15 protein-coding genes and 1 tRNA gene are annotated in these 18,913 nt (G+C 48.4%); 6 read left to right on the top strand and 10 right to left on the bottom strand.

Annotated elements, in window-relative coordinates; genetic code table 11:
* Positions 1-351: 351 nt before the first annotated feature.
* Both ACZ5LF_RS01395 and fmdA read right to left on the bottom strand, forming a co-directional pair.
* Complete coding sequence (locus ACZ5LF_RS01395; protein ID WP_344704336.1) at positions 352-615, bottom strand: FmdB family zinc ribbon protein; 264 nt, start codon at positions 613-615, stop codon at positions 352-354.
* A complete protein-coding gene (fmdA, locus tag ACZ5LF_RS01390) occupies positions 615-1,799 on the bottom strand; it encodes a formamidase (RefSeq protein WP_380570815.1) in 1,185 nt (394 codons plus the stop codon). Before fmdA ends, ACZ5LF_RS01395 begins: the two co-directional genes overlap by 1 nt.
* 206 nt (positions 1,800-2,005) lie before the next feature.
* Between fmdA and ACZ5LF_RS01385 the strand changes: the two genes are divergently transcribed.
* A complete protein-coding gene (locus ACZ5LF_RS01385; protein WP_380570814.1) occupies positions 2,006-3,385 on the top strand; it encodes an MFS transporter in 1,380 nt (459 codons plus the stop codon).
* A 44-nt stretch (positions 3,386-3,429) separates the two neighbouring features.
* On the opposite strand, the gene ACZ5LF_RS01380 is transcribed toward ACZ5LF_RS01385, so the two are convergent.
* The gene (locus ACZ5LF_RS01380) at positions 3,430-4,590 is read right to left on the bottom strand and encodes an aminotransferase class I/II-fold pyridoxal phosphate-dependent enzyme (RefSeq protein ID WP_380570813.1); all 1,161 of its coding nucleotides are present in this window, start codon (positions 4,588-4,590) and stop codon (positions 3,430-3,432) included.
* A gap of 114 nt (positions 4,591-4,704) precedes the next feature.
* On the opposite strand from ACZ5LF_RS01380, the gene ACZ5LF_RS01375 reads away from it, so the two are divergent.
* On the top strand, positions 4,705-6,048 hold the full coding sequence (locus ACZ5LF_RS01375; RefSeq protein WP_380570812.1) for a YjiH family protein: 1,344 nt from the start codon (positions 4,705-4,707) through the stop codon (positions 6,046-6,048).
* A gap of 76 nt (positions 6,049-6,124) precedes the next feature.
* Here the strand turns inward: ACZ5LF_RS01375 and ACZ5LF_RS01370 are convergent, their stop codons facing one another.
* The gene (locus ACZ5LF_RS01370; RefSeq protein ID WP_380570811.1) at positions 6,125-7,396 is read right to left on the bottom strand and encodes an amidohydrolase; all 1,272 of its coding nucleotides are present in this window, start codon (positions 7,394-7,396) and stop codon (positions 6,125-6,127) included.
* A 24-nt stretch (positions 7,397-7,420) separates the two neighbouring features.
* The gene (locus ACZ5LF_RS01365; RefSeq protein WP_380570810.1) at positions 7,421-8,944 is read right to left on the bottom strand and encodes an AbgT family transporter; all 1,524 of its coding nucleotides are present in this window, start codon (positions 8,942-8,944) and stop codon (positions 7,421-7,423) included.
* Between the two features lie 322 nt (positions 8,945-9,266).
* Between ACZ5LF_RS01365 and ACZ5LF_RS01360 the strand changes: the two genes are divergently transcribed.
* From ACZ5LF_RS01360 to ACZ5LF_RS01345, 4 genes are all read left to right on the top strand, one after another.
* A tRNA-Ala gene (locus tag ACZ5LF_RS01360) sits at positions 9,267-9,339 on the top strand.
* Positions 9,340-9,496: 157 nt separating this feature from the next.
* Positions 9,497-10,711, top strand: coding sequence for a DUF819 family protein (locus ACZ5LF_RS01355; protein ID WP_380570843.1), 1,215 nt, complete (start codon positions 9,497-9,499; stop codon positions 10,709-10,711).
* A gap of 156 nt (positions 10,712-10,867) precedes the next feature.
* Complete coding sequence (locus ACZ5LF_RS01350; RefSeq protein ID WP_380570809.1) at positions 10,868-11,914, top strand: ABC transporter permease; 1,047 nt, start codon at positions 10,868-10,870, stop codon at positions 11,912-11,914.
* 1 nt (position 11,915) lies between these two features.
* The gene (locus tag ACZ5LF_RS01345; protein ID WP_380570842.1) at positions 11,916-12,611 is read left to right on the top strand and encodes an ABC transporter ATP-binding protein; all 696 of its coding nucleotides are present in this window, start codon (positions 11,916-11,918) and stop codon (positions 12,609-12,611) included.
* Positions 12,612-12,675: 64 nt separating this feature from the next.
* Here ACZ5LF_RS01345 and pruA read toward each other — a convergent pair whose 3' ends face one another.
* The 5 genes from pruA to ACZ5LF_RS01320 form a co-directional block, all read right to left on the bottom strand.
* The gene (gene pruA / locus ACZ5LF_RS01340; RefSeq protein WP_380570808.1) at positions 12,676-14,220 is read right to left on the bottom strand and encodes an L-glutamate gamma-semialdehyde dehydrogenase; all 1,545 of its coding nucleotides are present in this window, start codon (positions 14,218-14,220) and stop codon (positions 12,676-12,678) included.
* A 194-nt stretch (positions 14,221-14,414) separates the two neighbouring features.
* Complete coding sequence (locus tag ACZ5LF_RS01335) at positions 14,415-15,119, bottom strand: MOSC domain-containing protein (protein ID WP_380570807.1); 705 nt, start codon at positions 15,117-15,119, stop codon at positions 14,415-14,417.
* A 17-nt stretch (positions 15,120-15,136) separates the two neighbouring features.
* Entirely contained in the window at positions 15,137-16,552 is a 1,416-nt protein-coding gene (locus tag ACZ5LF_RS01330) for an IS1096 element passenger TnpR family protein (RefSeq protein WP_380570806.1), read from the bottom strand.
* Positions 16,553-16,566: 14 nt separating this feature from the next.
* Positions 16,567-18,081, bottom strand: a complete 1,515-nt coding sequence (gene gntK / locus ACZ5LF_RS01325; protein WP_380570805.1) for a gluconokinase — start codon at positions 18,079-18,081, stop codon at positions 16,567-16,569.
* A 139-nt stretch (positions 18,082-18,220) separates the two neighbouring features.
* A complete protein-coding gene (locus ACZ5LF_RS01320) occupies positions 18,221-18,850 on the bottom strand; it encodes an SDR family oxidoreductase (RefSeq protein ID WP_380570804.1) in 630 nt (209 codons plus the stop codon).
* Positions 18,851-18,913 lie beyond the last annotated feature (63 nt).

Raw genomic sequence — 18,913 nt, 5'->3', positions numbered from 1 at the left:
GAATGATTTGTGTGCGTAATAAAAAAACGACCCCATAAAGACTGGAGTCATTTCAGACAATTATTCAATCAAAGCCTTGTTTAATCTCTGCCGTGGCCGCGAGCAGCGTGGATACATGGGACTGCACCATTTCATCACTGATACCTAAAAGAGAGGGGATGTTAACAAAACATCAAGGTGGAGATTAGAAATTTTGTGTTGTTACTTAAAAATATTGTAAGCGATACTATCCGACTTCCTAGTAGTACTTTTAAGTCTGTGCTGTTGCTCTTATATTTTCAGATAAAAAGGAGAAGCTTAAGAGTCTTCTCCTTTTTATCTACTATACTCTCCTATCTCATATATATTGCTTCACATCATCCAAGGCCTCGGATTCCTCTCTCCCTGTCTTTTATTGCGTTGCGGTAGTTCTGTCTTCTTTACAACTTTTGGCGTCATACCCTGCTCGATATGCCTTGTCACTTTAGCGTCGAGGTAACTTGTTCTGAATACTTGGAACACCCTTTTACTTTCGGACCCACACTCAGGACACTGATCGCCCGCAAGATCTTCTGTGCTCCGCTTCCATGTTTCATAGCTGCCGCATGTCCTGCATTCGAATGTATATCTTGGCATCAGTCGAGCTCCGGAATGATGCTCTGATCGAATATTTCTTTTGGAAGCGACAATGTACAACAGGCGTTCGGAATGTCCACAATGCCTGCAACATGGCCTTGGACGGGAGCGGAGCCAAGCAGCATATAGGCCTGTTCGCCGGTAAAGCCCAATGTCTTCAAATATTCGATCGCATTCAGGCATGCGTTGCGATAGGCGGTATTCGCATCCAGATATTCCTGTGTCCCGTTGAATTCATTGACTGAAATGCCTTGGAATACAAGATATTCATTGTAGTGCGGCATCACTGGACCAGGTTGGAACGCAGGGTTCTTTTCGATATTATGCTTTTTCATGCCGCCTTTGATGACATCGACCTTAAGTTCAATCCACCCGGGCATCTCGATGCCTCCACAGAAGGTGATTTCGCCATCACCCTGGGAAAAATGCAGGTCGCCTACAGATAGTTTGGCGCCTTCTACAAATACCGGAAAATAGACCCTGGACCCTTTGGAAAGATTTTTGATGTCACAGTTCCCGCCATTTTCCCTCGGCGGCACCGTTCTCGCCCCTTCTTTGGCCACACGATCATAATCTTCCCCCTTCAATGTACCGAGGACGGTCGAATCGGCATCGGGAAGGTTGGCAAGCGGTGGCACACGTTTAGGATCTTTATCAACGAGCTTCTGTTCGCGTCTGTTCCATTCATCCAGCAGCTCCTGTGAGGGCGCTACGCCGATCAGACCGGGATGGATGATGCCTGCAAATTTGACGTTCGGCACGTGCCGCGATGTCGCATAGATGCCTTCAAAATCCCATATGGACTTTGCCGCCTCAGGATAATGCTCGGCCAGGAAACTTCCCCCGTTTTCTTTAGCGAATATGCCGTTGAATCCCCATTCATGACTGTTGAACGTCCCAATATCCAAAATATCGACAACAAGCAGATCACCAGGTTCCACTCCATTGACGTACACTGGGCCGCTCAATACATGCACACGCTTCAAATTTACCTTCTCAATATCCGAAGGGTCGTCATTGTTGCTGATCTGGCCATCCGTCCAATCCAGGCACTCCATCTTGAAAGATTCACCAGGATCAACTGAGAAGGCTGCCGGGATATCCGGATGCCATCGATTGTGGCCGGGATGCTTCTGTTCATGCATTTTCTTCGATAGGTCAATTTCAAAAATCTTCTTGGACATTTTAAAACCCCCTGATCATTTTAGAAAGCGCTTTCTTTTATAATTGTAGCATCAACAGACACAACATTCCACATTATTTACAATTTACATCGTAAAACTGCATTTTCCTGTTCGCCATGGCGCGTGGATATCGCCACTCTGTTTTGACCCTTATCCCCCTCTGTGCCACAATGAATACAAAACTTAGTGGTAATGGGGTGACCTGCGTGGCAGAAGATAAGATACAGAGTAAGGGCGTCGTTGCAGTGGTCATCTCAGCAGCATTTCTGCTTACCTTCAACCAATTTCTATTGATTACGGCTTTCCCGACGATAATGGAAGAGTTCAACATCAACGCAACCGAGGTCCAGTGGCTGACTAACGCCTTCATCCTCACGACCATCATCTTCATTCCGATGTCAGGTTACCTGTCGACCAACTTTTCGTCGAAGACGCTCGTCATATTCTCGCTCAGCTGCTTGCTTTTGGGAACGGCTGTCGGTGGCTGGTCGCCGACTTTTGGTGTTCTGATTGCGTCCCGGGTGATCCAGGCAATCAGCGCAGGCATCATCCTACCATTGATCCAGACGATCCTGCTCATCGTCTTCCCTTACAATAGACGGGGGTTCGCCATGGGATTGCTCGGAGCCGTGACCAACATCGCTCCCGCTTCCGCCCCATCGATCTCAGGCATCATCATCGACTATCTGGATTGGCGCTCCCTACACTGGGTGCTTCTGCCCTTCATCGCCATCACTTTCATACTCGCACTGCTTCTGATGAAGGACGTGCTCGAACAGAACAAGTCAAAGCTTGACATCCGTTCGGTGATCTTATCCGCCATCGGTTTTTCTTCCTTCATATATGGTTTAAGCAATATCAGTGTCTACGGATTCCTGGGCCCATTGTCGCTTATCCCCATGCTTATAGGTATTTTGGGCATACTATTCTTCAGCAGCCGACAATTTAAGATCGCCACGCCGGTAATGAACTTGGAGTTGTTCCGGAACAGGACATTCACGCTCGCCATCATCCTGATATTCATCAATATGATGTTGCTGTTGTCTACCGAGACGATCCTGCCCATGTTTGCCCAAGATGCACTCGGCACCAGTGCATTCCTGTCCGGGTTCCTGCTCGTGCCGGGGACGGTCATCCTGTCTGTCATGACTTTCATTTCGGGCAACCTCTATGACCGCTACGGCGGTAAGCGTATCGCGATGATCGGGTTTTCGTTCACGGCGATCTCCCTCATACTGCTTAACACTGTCAGCATGATGGATTCGCCCTACTGGATCATGGCTCATTTCTGCCTGTTCATGGCCGGCTTTGGCCTTACACTTATGCCACTTGTGACAGTGAGCATGTCGGAACTCGGCGGGAGAGATATTCCGCACGGCTCGGCAATCGTCAATACGGTGCGCCAATTTGCCATGGCGTTTGGCATCATCATATTGACTTCGATCATCAGCATCACGGTGTCTGTGGTGGACGCGCCTTATAATGAAGGGACATATTTGGGCACTTCCTATGCCCTGGCTGTGATGGCAGCCTTGGCAATATTCGGTTTAAGTCTGACGTTCCTGCTCAAAGAGCCGCGCCAATAAAACAGCCCGTCTACCGGATGATCGTCCGGTAGGCGGGCTGCTCTTTATCGTGCTTCACGCATTTTAATGTATTTTTCCAGTCTATCTGCCGCTTCGGTCAATTCCTCCATGCTGCAGGCGAATGACAAACGGATATGGCCTTCCCCGAATTCGGAGAATGAACGACCTGGGACCACTGCCAGCTGTACCGTTTCGAGCAGATCTGTTGCAAACCTGAAGGAATCCTCATCATATTTGCTGACGGACGGGAAGATGTAGAACGCACCGGTCGGCTTCGATACCTCAAGCCCCATATCAACGAGCCTCCCGTAGATATAATCCCGTCTCCTAATATAGGCTTCATTCATTTCCGCCGGTACATGCCGCTGATTGCGCAGGGCTTCTATCGCGGCGTATTGGCTCGGTATCGCCGCACAGATCGTATTGTAGAGATGCACGGTGATGACCTCTTCCATGATGTCACGATGGCCGACGACATACCCGATCCTCCATCCTGTCATCGCGTGGGATTTGCTGAGTCCGTTGACGACCAACACCCTGTCCTTGATGTCCGGATAGGCTGCCATGCTGGCATGCTCGCCTTCCAATGTATTTTCAGCATAGATTTCGTCGGTGATGACGAATATATCATGTTGCTTGAACATCTCCGCCAAGCGGTCGACCTGTTCTTTTGTATAGGTAACACCCGTCGGGTTGGTTGGATAGTTCAGGATGACAGCTTTCGTCCGTTTGGTGATATTCGCCTCTATCGCTTCCGGCGTGGCAATATAGCCATCTTTCGTCGTATCGATGAACTTCGTCACCCCACCGCTCAATTCGATGATCGGTTCATAGCCAAGGTAGGTCGGGGCAGGGACCAGCACCTCATCCCCCGGGTCCAGTATGGCACGCAATATGGCATCAATGCCCTCACTGCCGCCGACAGTGACCAGCACTTCACCATGCGGATCATATTCTCCGCCATACTTCTCCTTGTAATAGCTGCTTATCACTTCCCGCAGTTCAAGCAGCCCCGTATTATGGGAATACCTCATTTCCTTATTTTTGATTGCTTCGATGGCCGCTTCCTTGACGGATTCCGGTGTACTGAAATCCGATTGGCCGAGTGTCAGATCGACTGCATCTGGAAATTCATCCACCCTGTTTGCAAACTGCCTCGTACCGGGCACTTCTATATGCTTCATATGCTTATTCGCCTGTGGCATGCTATCCCTCTTTCAAAAATATTCACCTATATATTATAACAGAATATATGGACATTTTCGACAATTTAAATTATCATTGGAGGCGCTATCAATTTATACATAAGGGGATATCTCATGAATTTTTCAACTCAGACTAAAGTAAAAACGTGGACGGTATCCACTCTTGCCCTACTATTATTCATTGTACCCGTCTATGTCAACGACCAGTGGACCATCATACTTGGTATTTTTGCAGATTACATATTGACCGGGCTCGAAGGGAAAATTGCGGGCATCCTGACGGTCATCATGACCCTCTTCTTGTTGATAACGTTCTACGCCACCTTGATCAACCGCAACAGTTTCAGAAACTCACCCAAACTGAAGGATATCTTCGTCCTCAGCTGGCTATGGTTCATGTTGCGCGTCATCGGTACACTTTTTGCCATCATGACGGTGACCGGATTTGGCCCCGGAGCAATCACCAGTGAACTGACAGGTGGTACGATGATGTTCAATCTGGTGCCGATACTCGCCACTTGGCTTCTTTTGGCCGCCTTCCTCATGCCTTTATTGATGAACTTCGGGCTGATGGAGTTTGTCGGCACATTTTTGGAACCTGTAATACGTCCATTGTATAAAGTGCCGGGCCGTTCCTCGATCGATGCGCTGGCATCCTGGATGGGCAGCAGTCCGGTTGGTGTCATGATCACCACACAGCAGTATGAGAATGGCTTCTATACAAAACGCGAAGCGTTGAACATCGCGACGAACTTCTCGGTACTGTCCATACCATTCAGCCTCGTCATTGCGACATTCATCGGCATCGAGGAGTATTTCCTCCAATTCTACTTCACAATGGCGGTCGCCTGCATCATTACGGCCTTTATAATGGTCAGGATACCACCTTTGTCACGCCGGGAAGATACTTATTATGAGTTGACGGGCAAACAGATTGACGATCGCGGATTTGAAGACACCATGGTCAAGACAGCTACCACCCGGGCGTACAGAAGGGCGGACGAAAGTGATGGCGCCAAAAGCATCGTGCGGGACGGCACCATCAATGTCATCGATATATATGGAGGATTGATTCCGGTCGTCATCGCCATAGGAACAATGGCTCTGATCGTTGCTGAATATACGCCTGTATTTGAACTGTTGAGCTACCCGGTCCAGCTTTTCCTATCACTGATTAATGTGCCTGAAGCAGCCGCAGCCGCTCCTGCATTCATTATCGGCGTTACCGACATGTTCCTGCCTTCGGTCATCGGTTCCGGCATCGAAAGTACATTCACCAAGTTCCTGATTGCCGTGATGTCACTGACGCAGATCATCTACTTTTCCGAAGTGGGTGCACTCTTGCTCAAATCCAAAATACCAGTATCAGTCTGGGAGCTCCTCATGATTTTTGTGTTGCGGACAATAATCTCCTTCCCAATCATCTATCTCTTCGCATGGCTATTTGTGGGCATGTAAAAAAGTACCCTGCCGGAACGTCCCGACAGGGTACTTTTATGCTTCAGCCCTAAAGATATATTGCTATTTGATCACTTTATCGTCCTGAGAGTTCCACAGCCGATTCATATAGAACTTCTACAGCAGGGAGCATGCTTCCTTCATTGATGTCAAACGCTTCATTATGGTGGCCCGCCGCAAGCTCAGTTCCGAAAATGCAGTAGGTGGCCTGTCCGCCGTTTTGTTGGACAGCATTGATGAAGAAGGTCGCATCTTCAGATCCAGAACTCGCGTCGCTCTTCATTACACTGTGAAGCCCCTCTGCCTCCGCAGCTTCTTTTAGGACCTGGGCTATTTCAGGCGAACATTCCGCGCTCTCCCCTTCTCCAACGAGCTCGATATCGTATTCTGCCCCATGCATCTTAGCCGCACCTTCAATGATGGACTGGGCCTGCCTTTTGACATGATCGTTTATTTCAGATGTCTCGCCGCGCGTCTCAATCTTCATGGCGGCATGATCGGCAATGATGTTGCGGCCGCTGCCCGCATGCAGCTCGCCGACATTGATCCGGGTAGCACCATCAGAATGCCGTGGCACCGTATAGAGGTTTGTTGCGGCGTTAGCCGCAGCCAACAAGGCATTCCGTCCCTCTTCAGGCCGGCTCCCGGCATGGGAGGCGATTCCCGTAAAAGTGACATCCATCTTGGATGTGGCCAGGAAGCCGTCGTTTGCAGCGATGAAATGCCCATCTGGTACATCCATCCCTATATGCGAGGCGATGAAGTAATCGACACCATCGGCTACACCGGCTTCGACCATGGAGCGCGCCCCTCGCGTACCTTCTTCAGCCGGTTGGAAGATTATTTTGATGATACCCGAGAACTGGTCTCTCTGCTGCATGATCTTTGTGGCCAACCCCAGGCCAATGGCTGTGTGGGCATCATGGCCGCACGCATGCATGTTAGGTGTAGTCGATCTGAAATCTTTTGCCATGGGCACATGGTCTTTTGTTGTTGCCTCAGTAATCGGCAGTGCGTCCATATCCACCCGATAAGCCACAGTCGGCCCTGACCTCCCAGTGTCTAATGTTGCGACGATACCGGTATAGCCTTCAGAAACTGCATCAAGATACTTGAGCACTGCGCCATTCTCCCTGGCCCATTCCAGATGGCGTGCGGTTTCTTCAAAGCCGGGTTTGCCCATGCAATAATCAGGATCCATGACTTCATTCCCGATCTGAATTACAAATCCCAGACTTTCAAGTGTTTCCGCCACAATAGTGGCAGTACGCATCTCAAGAAAACCAAGTTCCGGGTATCGGTGGAAATCACGACGCCACCTCACCAGTTGTGCTTCGAGCTGTTCCATTTCATTTTCCTCCCTCTATATTCATTACGGCCTATTTTCCAGGTATGTGCTGACCCCCGGTCCATATGGTATGCCTGTGAAATAAAACACAGCAAGCAGAATGACCCATACCACAAGGAACGTGATGGAATAGGGCAGCATTAACGAGATGTATGTCCCAATGCTGGCATTTTTATCATACCGCTGCATGAAGGCGAGGATTATGACCATATAGGGGAAAAGCGGTGTGATGATGTTGACGGACGAGTCGGCGATGCGGTAGGCGACTTGTGTAAATGCCGGATCATAGCCGAGCTGCATGAACATCGGGACAAAAATCGGTGCCTCAATGGCCCATTTGGCAGAACCAGAAGTGATGAGAAAGTTCATCAGGCCGGTGAAGATGACATATCCGACGACCAATCCGAAACCGGTGAACTCGATATCACGCAAAAATTCAGCACCATTGACGGCCACCCACGTGCCGAGGTTCGACCAGTTGAAATAGGCGATGAACTGGGCGATTGCAAAGACCAGCACGATGTAGCCTGCCATATCCTTTATGGATTCCGTCATGTAATGAGTGATGTCCTTGCCGGATTTTATCTTTTTTGTGATTAGACCAAAAGCTGTACCAATGACAATGAAGAATATTAAGATTAATGGAACAATGCCGTCAATCAGAGGTGATGGGATTATGCTTCCACCCTCGCCCCTTAATGGACTGTCTGGAAGCATGACGACAGTGAGGATGACCGCAAAATATAGAAGCCCGGCTATCAATGCAGCCAAAAACCCTTTCTTTGCGTTCGGAAGCTCTTCTGCATCTTCATCTTCCAGAGCCTCCCCTTCATATTTGCCGAGGCGCGGCTCAACGAATTTTGAAGTCAGCAATCCGCCTACGAAGGTCAACAGGAAGACGGAAACTATGTTGAAGTACCAGTTATCCACTGCTGTAACGACAATATCTTCATTGATGATGGCCGCCGCTTCCGTCGAAATCCCTGCAAGGAGGGCATCTGTACCGGCAATGAACAGATTGGCGGTAAATCCGGCTCCGGCTCCAGCAAAGCCGGCTGCAAGGCCTACGAACGGGTGTCTGCCGACCTTATAGAATACAAGGGCCCCAAGAGGCGGGATCAGGACGACTGCGGCATCAGAGGCTAAGTTACCCAAAATACCTGTAAACACCACCGTATATGTAAGAAGGAATGGTGGGGATTTCAAGATCGTCTTGCGGATTGCATAATCGAGCAGTCCAACCTTCTCGGCAAGGCCGATACCGAGCATCATTGCCAAAACCAGGCCGAGTGGTGCAAATCCGGTGAAGTTTTCAAGCATTGACGTCAAAATAAACTGGAGCCCTTCGCCGGACAGCAGATTCCGGATTGGGGTGTCCTCCCCTGTACCAGGGTGAACGACTGAGGCTCCTGCCAGACTGAAGGCATAGGAAATGAAAATCATCAGGACCGCCAGTCCGATGAACAGCATGAATGGATCAGGCAGCTTATTGCCGACCCTTTCTATTATATCCAGCAGTTTTGAGAAAAACCCTTTCTTCTTTTCCATAATACTATGCACCCCACAACTGTTTTATTTTATACGTGGCTTTTGTGCATCTTATCCCTCTCTATTAGCAGGACCTGTATAGACAGTGCTGACGATTGCATTTGCTCCCTAGGAGAACTATAGAACACACTTTAGCTCCGTATACAGTTTTACATAACTATACTACAATCAATTGTCAGACATGTCTATATTTTTTCAATAGTTGGAATTCTGTAGACCTTAGCCGACACTTGTTTTCCCAGAAATCGAAAATGGATTTTTCAACAACAAATGGGCTTGTATATTACGGCGTTATCATATAGAATATTGTTGTAGCACAAACGGGGCCATAGCTCAGTTGGGAGAGCGCTACACTGGCAGTGTAGAGGTCAGGGGTTCGAATCCCCTTGGCTCCATTGATTCCTCCACCTTCAGCGGGTGGAGGATTTTTCTTTTTCCATATCCTACATATTAGAAATCACCTTTCATTTATTATATAATTTCAGCTATATACATCCAAAATGCGTTGCTGATGCAGTCTCCAGGACGACTGGCACTAAAAAGGAGTTTGGTATTATTAATGCTTTGATATCACCCGACGAAACTTGGCTGCTGTGGGCGTTTCTCGTGGGTTGGGCGGCTGTCAGCATATGGCTGGAACAGCACTATGAATGGGCTTCGAAGCTGTCAGGTGCGATCATTGCGCTTGTCGGAGCGATGCTGATGGCGAACACAGGACTGATCCCCGTCGAGTCGCCTGTCTACGATTCGGTGTGGACGTACGTCGTTCCTTTATCCATCCCGCTTCTGCTCTTCCAGTCCAATTTACGTAAAATTTGGCAGGAAAGCGGCCGTCTGCTGATGATCTTCCTGCTCAGCTCGATTGGCACCGTTGCCGGCTCCATCGTTGCGTTCATCCTGCTGAAGGATCTGATACCAGGCCTCCCCCATATCGCTGCTATGATTTCAGGTTCCTATACGGGAGGCAGTGTGAACTTCGCTGCCTTGGCGACGCGGTTCGATGTGCCCGGCGAAACGGTCTCTTCAGCGGTTGTTGCAGATAATCTGCTGATGGCGGTCTACTTCTTCATACTGATACTGATTCCAGCAATCGGGTTTTTCCGCCAAAAATATAATACTCCCCACATCGATGCGATAGAGGCACAAGATGAAGGGGATAAGACGACATCCGCCTCCTATTGGAAGCGTAAGGAAATCGCACTGAATGACATCGCTCTCGCTGTCGGTTCTTCATTCGTCATCGTCGCCGTTTCGTTCAAGCTCGCAGAAATGTTCCGCTTCCTCATACCCGAAGATGCGAACATTTTCTTGAGTGCCCTAAGGGCGATGATTGGAGACGATTATCTGATGTTGACAACATTGACGCTGCTACTCGTCTCATTCATCCCGAAATACTTTGAACGCATCAATGGAGCCCAGGAAATCGGCACTTTCCTGATCTATATCTTCTTCGTCGTTATCGGAGTGCCGGCGTCCATCCCGCTGATCATCGAAAACGCGCCACTCATCCTGTTGTTCGCCGCCATCATCGTCTTCATCAATATGATAGTCTCGTTCTCGTTCGGCAGACTATTCAAATTCGATCTTGAGGAAATCATCCTCTCAAGTAATGCCAACATCGGTGGTCCTACAACAGCGGCTGCCATGGCCATTTCACGCGGCTGGACACGGCTCGTCGGGCCGATCCTCATCGTCGGCACACTCGGCTATATCCTTGGCAATTACATCGGAACTGCGCTTGGTCTCTGGTTCAGCAGCATGATGTAGCTTGATGACAGAAATGAGCACCCTTAAAAGGGTGCTCATTTTTTATTTCCATCTTCCTTAAAAAGTTTATTTTCTGTTTATATTGCCGTTACATCCGGTTTATATCGCCCTGATAGACTATGGTCAATACAAACCGAAAGGGAGCATTGAATTAAGATGAAATTAGCCTTAAAAGAACTGAAATTCTATAAGTTCAAGTACATCATGGTGACTGCCATACTGTTCCTACTCGCTTTTTTGGTACTGTTCGTTTCCGCATTGGCACAAGGCTTGGCACGCGAAAACATTTCAGGAATCGAAGCCTTGGACAGTGAATACTTTGTCATAGAAGAGGACGTGGAAAATGACCTCATGCGCTCAAGACTGTCTGAAGACCAAGTTGATGCCGTAGAGGTGACGACATCCGCTACTCCTCTGAAGTTATCGATGCAGAAGATAGAGTCAGGCGACTCGGAAATCAGTCTGCTCATTGCAGCAACCGACCAGTCGAAACAACCAGCTGTAAAGGAAGGAAGTTTTCCGAAATCGCAATCCGAACTTCTTCTGAATGAAAAATTGAAGGCAGAGGGGTTCAGCGTTGGAGATGACGTTACATTAACCGATGAACAGACATACGAAGTCAGCGGATTTGCCGAAGACATCATGTTTGCCCATAACTCGATGGCTTTTATGACACCTGAAGCAATCAACGAGTTGGATTCCCGGACTGCTGCACTGATAATCGGTGACAGCAGTGAAGCGGAACGTCAAACGATTGAAGACGCGTCTGGTGTGGCAATGGTTTCCGCTTCTGAACTGAAAAATGCCGTTCCAAGCTATCAGGCCGAACAGCAGCCGCTCAACTTGATGATTGTCTTTCTGTTCGTCATCTCGGCAATCGTACTTGCGGCCTTCTTCTATGTCATCACCATCCAGAAGACTTCCCAGTTCGGCATATTGAAGGCAATCGGAACATCTTCCCGTACATTGGCCGTATCCATCCTGATTCAAGTCATACTGATTACGTTGACTGGCGTCGTGTTGTCGCTGATCAGCATTTCTGTAATCGGTATGATCATTCCAATCGATATGCCATTTTATCTGAACACCAATCTGATGGCACTGGTCTCGGCACTGTTTCTGGTGGTAGCGTTCATCGGTGCTGGTTTATCACTGGTCAGAGTAATAAGAATAGATCCGTTGGAGGCGATCTCAAGTGAATGATATGACATTGGAAGTACATGGATTGAAGAAAACATTTGGCACGGGAGATGCGAAAACCGACGTGCTCAAAGGAATCGACTTCAGTGCCTCAAGCGGTGAACTGATCATCTTGAGCGGCGCATCAGGTTCCGGCAAGTCGACCTTATTGTCGATACTCGGTGGCCTATTGTCCCACACCGATGGAGAGGTCAAGTTAGACGATGTCGATTACTTGGATCTTAGCGAAAAGGAACTGACGCAGATGCGTCTTTCGGACATCGGATTCATATTCCAATCCTCCCATCTCATACCCTATATGGATATCGTCTCACAGCTTAGCTTCGTAGCAGAGCAAAATGGACTTAATAAAAAAGAGGCCCGTAAGCGCAGTAAGGCATTGCTCGAAGAAATCGGCCTCAGCCATCGTTTCAACAGCTACCCAGGCATGCTGTCAGGTGGTGAGAGGCAACGCGCTGCCATCATGCGGGCATTGATGAACAAGCCCAAGATGCTCCTGGCCGACGAACCTACGGCAAGCCTTGATGGTGCACGCGCCATAGAAGTCGTCGAAATGCTCCGGGATATCGTTAAAGACCGCGGTATGATTGGCATACTGATTACGCATGATTCATGCATCTTCGAGTACGCAGACCGCGTACTTACGCTTGAAGATGGCCATCTCAAGGCAGAATCCCATACGCAGGAAAGCCAGCAATAAAATAGCGGATAAAAAAACGGTTGATGACTGGAAAGTCATCCACCGTTTTACCATTTATATTGGTTTAGAACATTTCTGATACAACTTTCTGCTCCAGGAAGTTGAGCATATAGTCAGGGCTACCTGTCTTCTGATCTGTACCGGACATCTTGAATCCACCGAATGGGTGGTATCCTACGACAGCTGCAGTACAGCCACGGTTGAGGTAGAGGTTTCCGACATTGAATTTACGGCATGCCAGAATCCAGTTCTCACGGGTATTCGTGATGACTGCACCTGTAAGGCCGTATTCAGTATTGTTGGCGATTTCAAGCATTTCATCGAAATCTTCTGCTTTAGCGAATGCTACAACTGGTCCAAAAATCTCTTCTTGCATGATGACGGCTTTTGGATCCAGACCTGAGAAGATTGTCGGCTTGATGAAGTATCCAGTGGAATCATCAGTTTCTCCACCGATTTCCAATTTACCTTCTTTTTTGCCTGTTTCGATATATTCGCTGATCTTGTCGAACTGCTTCTTGTTGATCACCGGCCCCATATAAGTTTCATCTACAGGGTTGCCGACAGTCAATTCTTTTGTCAGTTCAATGGATTTAGCCAATACTTCATCATATACATCTTTGTGGATGACTGCGCGGGAACCGGCAGAACATTTTTGACCGGAGAATCCGAATGCTGAATTGACGATGGAATCCGCCGCCAAGTCCAAGTCTGCATCCTTATCGACGATGATTGTATCTTTACCGCCCATTTCAGTTATGACTCTCTTCAGGAAATCCTGTCCTTCCTGTACTTCGGCTGCGCGCTTGTTGATGCGCAGACCCGTCGCTTTGGATCCTGTAAATGTGATGAAGTGCGTCTTATGGTGATCGACCATATAATCCCCAATTTCAGCCGGATCACCTGTAACGAAGTTTACGACACCTTTTGGAAGTCCCGCTTCCTCAAGCACTTCCATCAATTTATACGCAATCAATGGTGTGTCTTCTGCAGGTTTAAGCAGTACTGTATTTCCTGCAATGACTGGTGCTGCAGTTGTCCCTGTCATGATCGCGAACGGGAAGTTCCAAGGTGAGATTGTCACACCAGGACCCATAGGCTGATAGAAATAATGGTTGTGTTCGCCTTCACGGTCAAGTGTCGGTTTACCGTCTGCCAACTCCATCATCGAGCGGGCATAATACTCTATGAAGTCGATGCCTTCGTTCGTATCTCCATCAGCTTCATTCCATGGCTTCCCTGCTTCATAAACCATCAACGCAGAAAATTCATGTTTGCGGCGACGGATGATCGCAGCCACTCTGATGAACAGCTCCGCACGATCTTTCGGATCCCACTCGCTCCATGTTTCGAAAGCTTTTTCTGCTGCTTCCATTGCTGAATCAATGTGTTCAGTCGTGGCTTTGGATACATGACCGATGACTTCTTCCTTATTCGAAGGGTTGTAGGAAGTGATCTGATCATCAGTTTCGATATGCTCTCCACCAATGATCAATGGGCGTTTGACGCCGAAATCCTTCTTCACCTGCTCCAAAGCATCTTTAAATGCTTTTTTATTTTCTTCTTTCGTAAAATCCGTAGCTGGTTCTGCACTGTATGGTACTACCATGAATGACTTCCCCCTTAATTTAATTGGTTCAGTACTTGTGATGGGCACCCCAATCCTAAAGCACTAAAACCGTTTCCATATGAATTCTACCGCATTAGAAAACTTTTTTAAAGATTTATGCATTATTTATAGTCAACTTAAAAGAATGCTTGAAAATTTCTGAAATCAAACACCATTAATCCCCCGTCTGCTCATCACTTGTTCGGACCGAATACCCGCTTCGTACTGCTCCCCTCTTTACCTAAAAGGCGTTTCTGGAGTGTCTTCCTCCAATTTGGGGCAAGATGTTCACATGCACTTAAACTTTCGGCAAGACCGACATTATCCACTTGGTCATACATGACTTCGTTGCATGCATTGATTGTCCATTCGGGAGATGGTTGCTCAATCAGTTCCAAAGTGTCGCCGGGCTGTACATACCCTTCCTGCAGCACCCTGAAATACCACCCTGTACGCCCCGTATTTTGAATCTGCAGAGCAAGGTCGATAATCCTGTAGCGTCGTGCCGGTTTCCAGCAGGGACGGCGCGGTTGCGAAACCTGGATGACTGCACCTCCCACCTTGTATGTATCGCCTATCGAGACGGAAGATTCATCCATTCCCGTAATTGCGAAATTCTCACCAAAGCCACCTGCTTCGATATCGACCCCCAGCTCGTGGCGCCACGTAGCGTAGTGGACGACTGGGTAGGCAAAGACCGCCTTCTCTGGCCCCCCATGGTTCCTCTTGTCTGCCACTGAATCCGTGTCAAACCCAGTTTCTGTAAGATATACTTTTTCATGCCGCTCTGTCTTGAATATGGCACTTTGCCATTCCCGATCGAACTTATTTTCTGCGTCTGGATCTCCCATGGTCTTTACTTTACCTGTAAACAACTTCCGGACTTTTGGTTTTCCCATATGAGCTACTCCTCTCGTCACTCTATCTCATCTATGTTGTACTCCGTAATCGGATATGACTTCCTGAACATTTTTTCAAGCTGATTGTTGATGGCCGTTACAGGATACCGTTCCCTGTAGTTGGTCGCCCGCACCTTTTCATAAGTCCTTATATAATCAGGATGATCTGCCGAAGCCAGCACTTCAAGAGTGTCTGCAAGGTGTGCTGCACCACCTATATTCTCTATCGGGGCGGGCCCATGATGCTTTTGGACCTTCGGTATCGGCCGATGGATATGGGTCTTGGCTTCAATGTCGAGCGTCACCCGATAATCTTTTCCATAGATGTAACGGATGGTCTCATGATGTGCAAACATCGCATCGAGCTGAATATAGCTGGCCGGCAATCGCCCATCACTTCCCAACGGCTCTCCTGTTGCATCTAACGTCAATGTCCCCGCTTCGAACAAAGCATCGTGCTTCTGCCGCCATCCCATCGCCTTCTGGATGACCAGATGCAGCTCGAAACAGTTGCTGCCTGCCGGCATGATGATTTCCCGGGAAATTTCAAAGTCTATATCTTCAATCTGCGCATGGAGGACATAGGCATTGAAATCGCCACCAGGCGGGCGCCCAACCGGCGAGCCAGATTTTCTCCGATGAGCTTCGACTGCTTCAAATGATACTTCCTCCAATGCTGATCTGACAGCTTCATGCATGACATAATGATCAGCATGGATTTTGACGAGGAGACCGAGGTTCCGGGCATCCGACCACCTTGAGCTCGCCTCATATACATTGAATCCCTTTTGGACATTGTCTTTGATCTGCTCAAAATCCGCCGTATTCAGCTGGAGCAGGATGCCCTCAAGATATTTTGGGTTGGTTATGATAGATGTCAAATGGCGCAGGTAGTCCTCTTTTTGATGGTCATCAGGCTCTGCATTCAGACGCTTCAGCATCCGGCGCAACTGACGCCAGGTGATATTGTCATATAACCAGTAGATTGGTCCACGGTAGATGCGGTCAAGCATTGCGACATCATCCTGGTCGAGGGGTTCATCTTTGTCGATATACATCGGATGGGCGGGTATAGTGTGATTTTCTTTTAATGCTTTATAGAGCGCCTCTACAATGTCATGATGAATGACGCCGTGCCCCTCGCCAGCCTCCAGTATATATTGAAAATCGATGAGTATAGGGTAATCATCGACCCTATAGATCACCCGGTGCAACCCTTCTGGCGGCTCAATATCGATCAGCTGTCGGATAAGGGCTATTTCGGTCATCGTCACCATATCAGTAATGGAGGCGTCCCCGTCCATCAATTTGATTTCCGCCACTTTAAAGTCAACCAATGAAGCGAGTGTCACGAACACTCCGTCATTGATGAGGTTGGCGCGAGCCAATTCATTTTCTTCCATATAATATGAGAAGAATTCATGCAGTTCCATGCGTTCCACCTCCGTTATCTGATTTCGTCCATCCTATCGTAGAAAGGTTCGAGTGCCCGACCAAGCTCGATATATACGCTCATGATTTCCTGATACTTCAAGTATACCTTCTCTTCCGGTATATATGCATCGCTTTCACCGACGAAGTCTGCAACTTCATTCAAATCACGTATTTCACCAAGGGCGTAAAGACCAAGGAGACAGGCACCGAAAGCGCTTGATTCATAGGATTTCGGTACAGTCAATTGCTCCCCGAATACATCAGCCATCAACTGCTTCCACATTTCACTGCGTGCAAATCCTCCACTCGCCTTGATGCTTTTCACTTCATTCATCTGTTCACGAAGCGCCAGATATACACTGTAGAGATTGTAGATTACACCTTCCAGAGCTGCCCGGATCATATGGCTCCGCTCGTGGGATAAAGTCAATCCATAGAAGGAACCGACCGCTTTTGCATTCCATAAAGGGGCCCGCTCCCCTGCAAGGTAAGGGTGGAAGATGAGGCCGTTACTGCCCGGTGAAACACTATCCGCTGCACGCGTCATGACTTCATAAGGGTCTTCATTATAGGCATCCGCTTGTCCCACCTCTTCTTGGCACAGTTCGTCACGTATCCACCTCAGGATGACACCGCCATTATTCACCGGCCCGCCGATGACATGGCGATCTCCCACCAAATGGTAGCAGAAGGTCCGCATCTTGGGGTCGGTCCGGGGTTCTGTAATGACTGTGCGGATCGCCCCGCTGGTACCGATGGTGATTGCCACATCCCCCTCCTGTATGGCATTGACACCGAGATTGGCGAGGACACCATCGCTCGCTCCGAGAATGATTTTCGTATCCTTGGCCAGACCAGTCTGGCCAAGATTCCGTCCGATACTTTGATGCACCTTGATTGTACTGACGATATCCGGGAGTTGTTTTGGTGTCAGATCCAGCAGTTCAAGCACCTCACTGTCCCATTGCGACGTTTCAAGGTCCATCATGCCTGTGCTGCTGGCGATGGATTTATCGACTTCGTATATTCCCGTCAAATGATGGAGCACATATTCCTTGATGCCCACGACCTTGCCGATCTGACTGTAGATTTCAGGCGTCTCCTCCTTAAAATGAAGTAGCTTGATGAACGGGCTCATGGGATGGATTGGGGTGCCTGTACGCCTGTAGATGGCAAGCCCTTTGTCACCATTCCATTTCTCCGCCGTATCCTCACTCCGCCGGTCTGCCCAGGTGATGCAATCCGTCAGCCGTTCACCTGAATGATCCAGAAGGATTATACTGTGCATGGCAGCAGAACAGGAAACGAAGGCAATCTCGTCACCGCATCCATTCCGTTCCACCAGTTCATTCAGCGCACGCATGGATTTCATTAGAATCTCGTCCGGATCCTGCTCTGCCGTGTAGACATCCGGTGTATGCAGCGGGTAGTGTTGGGTCTCCTTATCTATGTATTCACCCCGAGTGGTGAATAAGACAGCCTTTACCGCAGTTGTGCCGATATCGAGCCCGATCATATACTGTTTCATGATGAAACCTCCTATGCTTCCCCTATATTATATCGTTTCTTTTAATATACACAAAACCCAGCCCCATACTTAAGAACCTAAGACATTCATCACCTCAAAAAAGTCACCCGAGAGATCTCTCAGATGACTGCCAATGTATTTATAGAATCTGACTGATTGAAGTCTCTCCTTTAACCACATAATAGATCTTATCCTCTGGTGGATAGCCGATTATTTTAACCAGCACATCAGCTACATCCTCACGGATGATTTCACCGGACTTGGTTTCTCCTTTGTATTCATAGAAAGTGACGGTGCCCTTACCTTCTCCATTCTTCAATAATCCTGGACGAAGTATCGTGTAGGGGACTCCGGAATCGATCAGATGTTCATCAGCCCGGTGCTTGGCGTGGAGGTAGGGGCGTATCTCACCTTCTACACCGCGGGGATTTTCAACACCAAGACCACTGACCATGACAAAATGATCCAGTTCATGTGATTTTGCGAGGTCAATGGCTTCAATTGCACCTTCCTGATCAATCAGGATGGTCTTATCGCCTCCAGTCGAAGCACCAGATCCTGCTGTGAATATTACTCCATTCACATCTTCAAAAGCATGGCTAAAATCCTCTTCGAGATCTGCAATTACCGTGTCGATGCCATCATCTTCAAAAGCTTGTGCCTGCTCCTCTTTACGCAGCATGGCTACAGGCTCATGTCCTTTTTCCTTCAGTCGACTGACGACCATCTGGCCAATTTGGCCGTTGGCGCCTATGACGAGTACTCTCATTATGTCTGCCTCCTATGTTCTGTTATACCCATATCATGCATATGCCTGCACCAAAAATCAAAC

The sequence above is a fragment of the Salinicoccus siamensis genome (assembly GCF_055391965.1).
Note: the sequence above shows the minus strand (reverse complement) of the source record. Positions and strands in the feature narration are given on the sequence as shown.

What these genes read in the sequence shown, in the direction of transcription:
- ACZ5LF_RS01395 (WP_344704336.1), bottom strand. Translation starts at nt 615, where the DNA reads ATGCCAAGATATACATTCGAATGCAGGACATGCGGCAGCTATGAAACA.
- fmdA (WP_380570815.1), bottom strand. Translation starts at nt 1,799, where the DNA reads ATGTCCAAGAAGATTTTTGAAATTGACCTATCGAAGAAAATGCATGAA.
- ACZ5LF_RS01380 (WP_380570813.1), bottom strand. Translation starts at nt 4,590, where the DNA reads ATGCCACAGGCGAATAAGCATATGAAGCATATAGAAGTGCCCGGTACG.
- ACZ5LF_RS01375 (WP_380570812.1), top strand. Translation starts at nt 4,705, where the DNA reads ATGAATTTTTCAACTCAGACTAAAGTAAAAACGTGGACGGTATCCACT.
- ACZ5LF_RS01370 (WP_380570811.1), bottom strand. Translation starts at nt 7,396, where the DNA reads ATGGAACAGCTCGAAGCACAACTGGTGAGGTGGCGTCGTGATTTCCAC.
- ACZ5LF_RS01365 (WP_380570810.1), bottom strand. Translation starts at nt 8,944, where the DNA reads ATGGAAAAGAAGAAAGGGTTTTTCTCAAAACTGCTGGATATAATAGAA.
- ACZ5LF_RS01350 (WP_380570809.1), top strand. Translation starts at nt 10,868, where the DNA reads ATGAAATTAGCCTTAAAAGAACTGAAATTCTATAAGTTCAAGTACATC.
- ACZ5LF_RS01345 (WP_380570842.1), top strand. Translation starts at nt 11,916, where the DNA reads ATGACATTGGAAGTACATGGATTGAAGAAAACATTTGGCACGGGAGAT.
- pruA (WP_380570808.1), bottom strand. Translation starts at nt 14,220, where the DNA reads ATGGTAGTACCATACAGTGCAGAACCAGCTACGGATTTTACGAAAGAA.
- ACZ5LF_RS01335 (WP_380570807.1), bottom strand. Translation starts at nt 15,119, where the DNA reads ATGGGAAAACCAAAAGTCCGGAAGTTGTTTACAGGTAAAGTAAAGACC.
- ACZ5LF_RS01330 (WP_380570806.1), bottom strand. Translation starts at nt 16,552, where the DNA reads ATGGAACTGCATGAATTCTTCTCATATTATATGGAAGAAAATGAATTG.
- gntK (WP_380570805.1), bottom strand. Translation starts at nt 18,081, where the DNA reads ATGAAACAGTATATGATCGGGCTCGATATCGGCACAACTGCGGTAAAG.
- ACZ5LF_RS01320 (WP_380570804.1), bottom strand. Translation starts at nt 18,850, where the DNA reads ATGAGAGTACTCGTCATAGGCGCCAACGGCCAAATTGGCCAGATGGTC.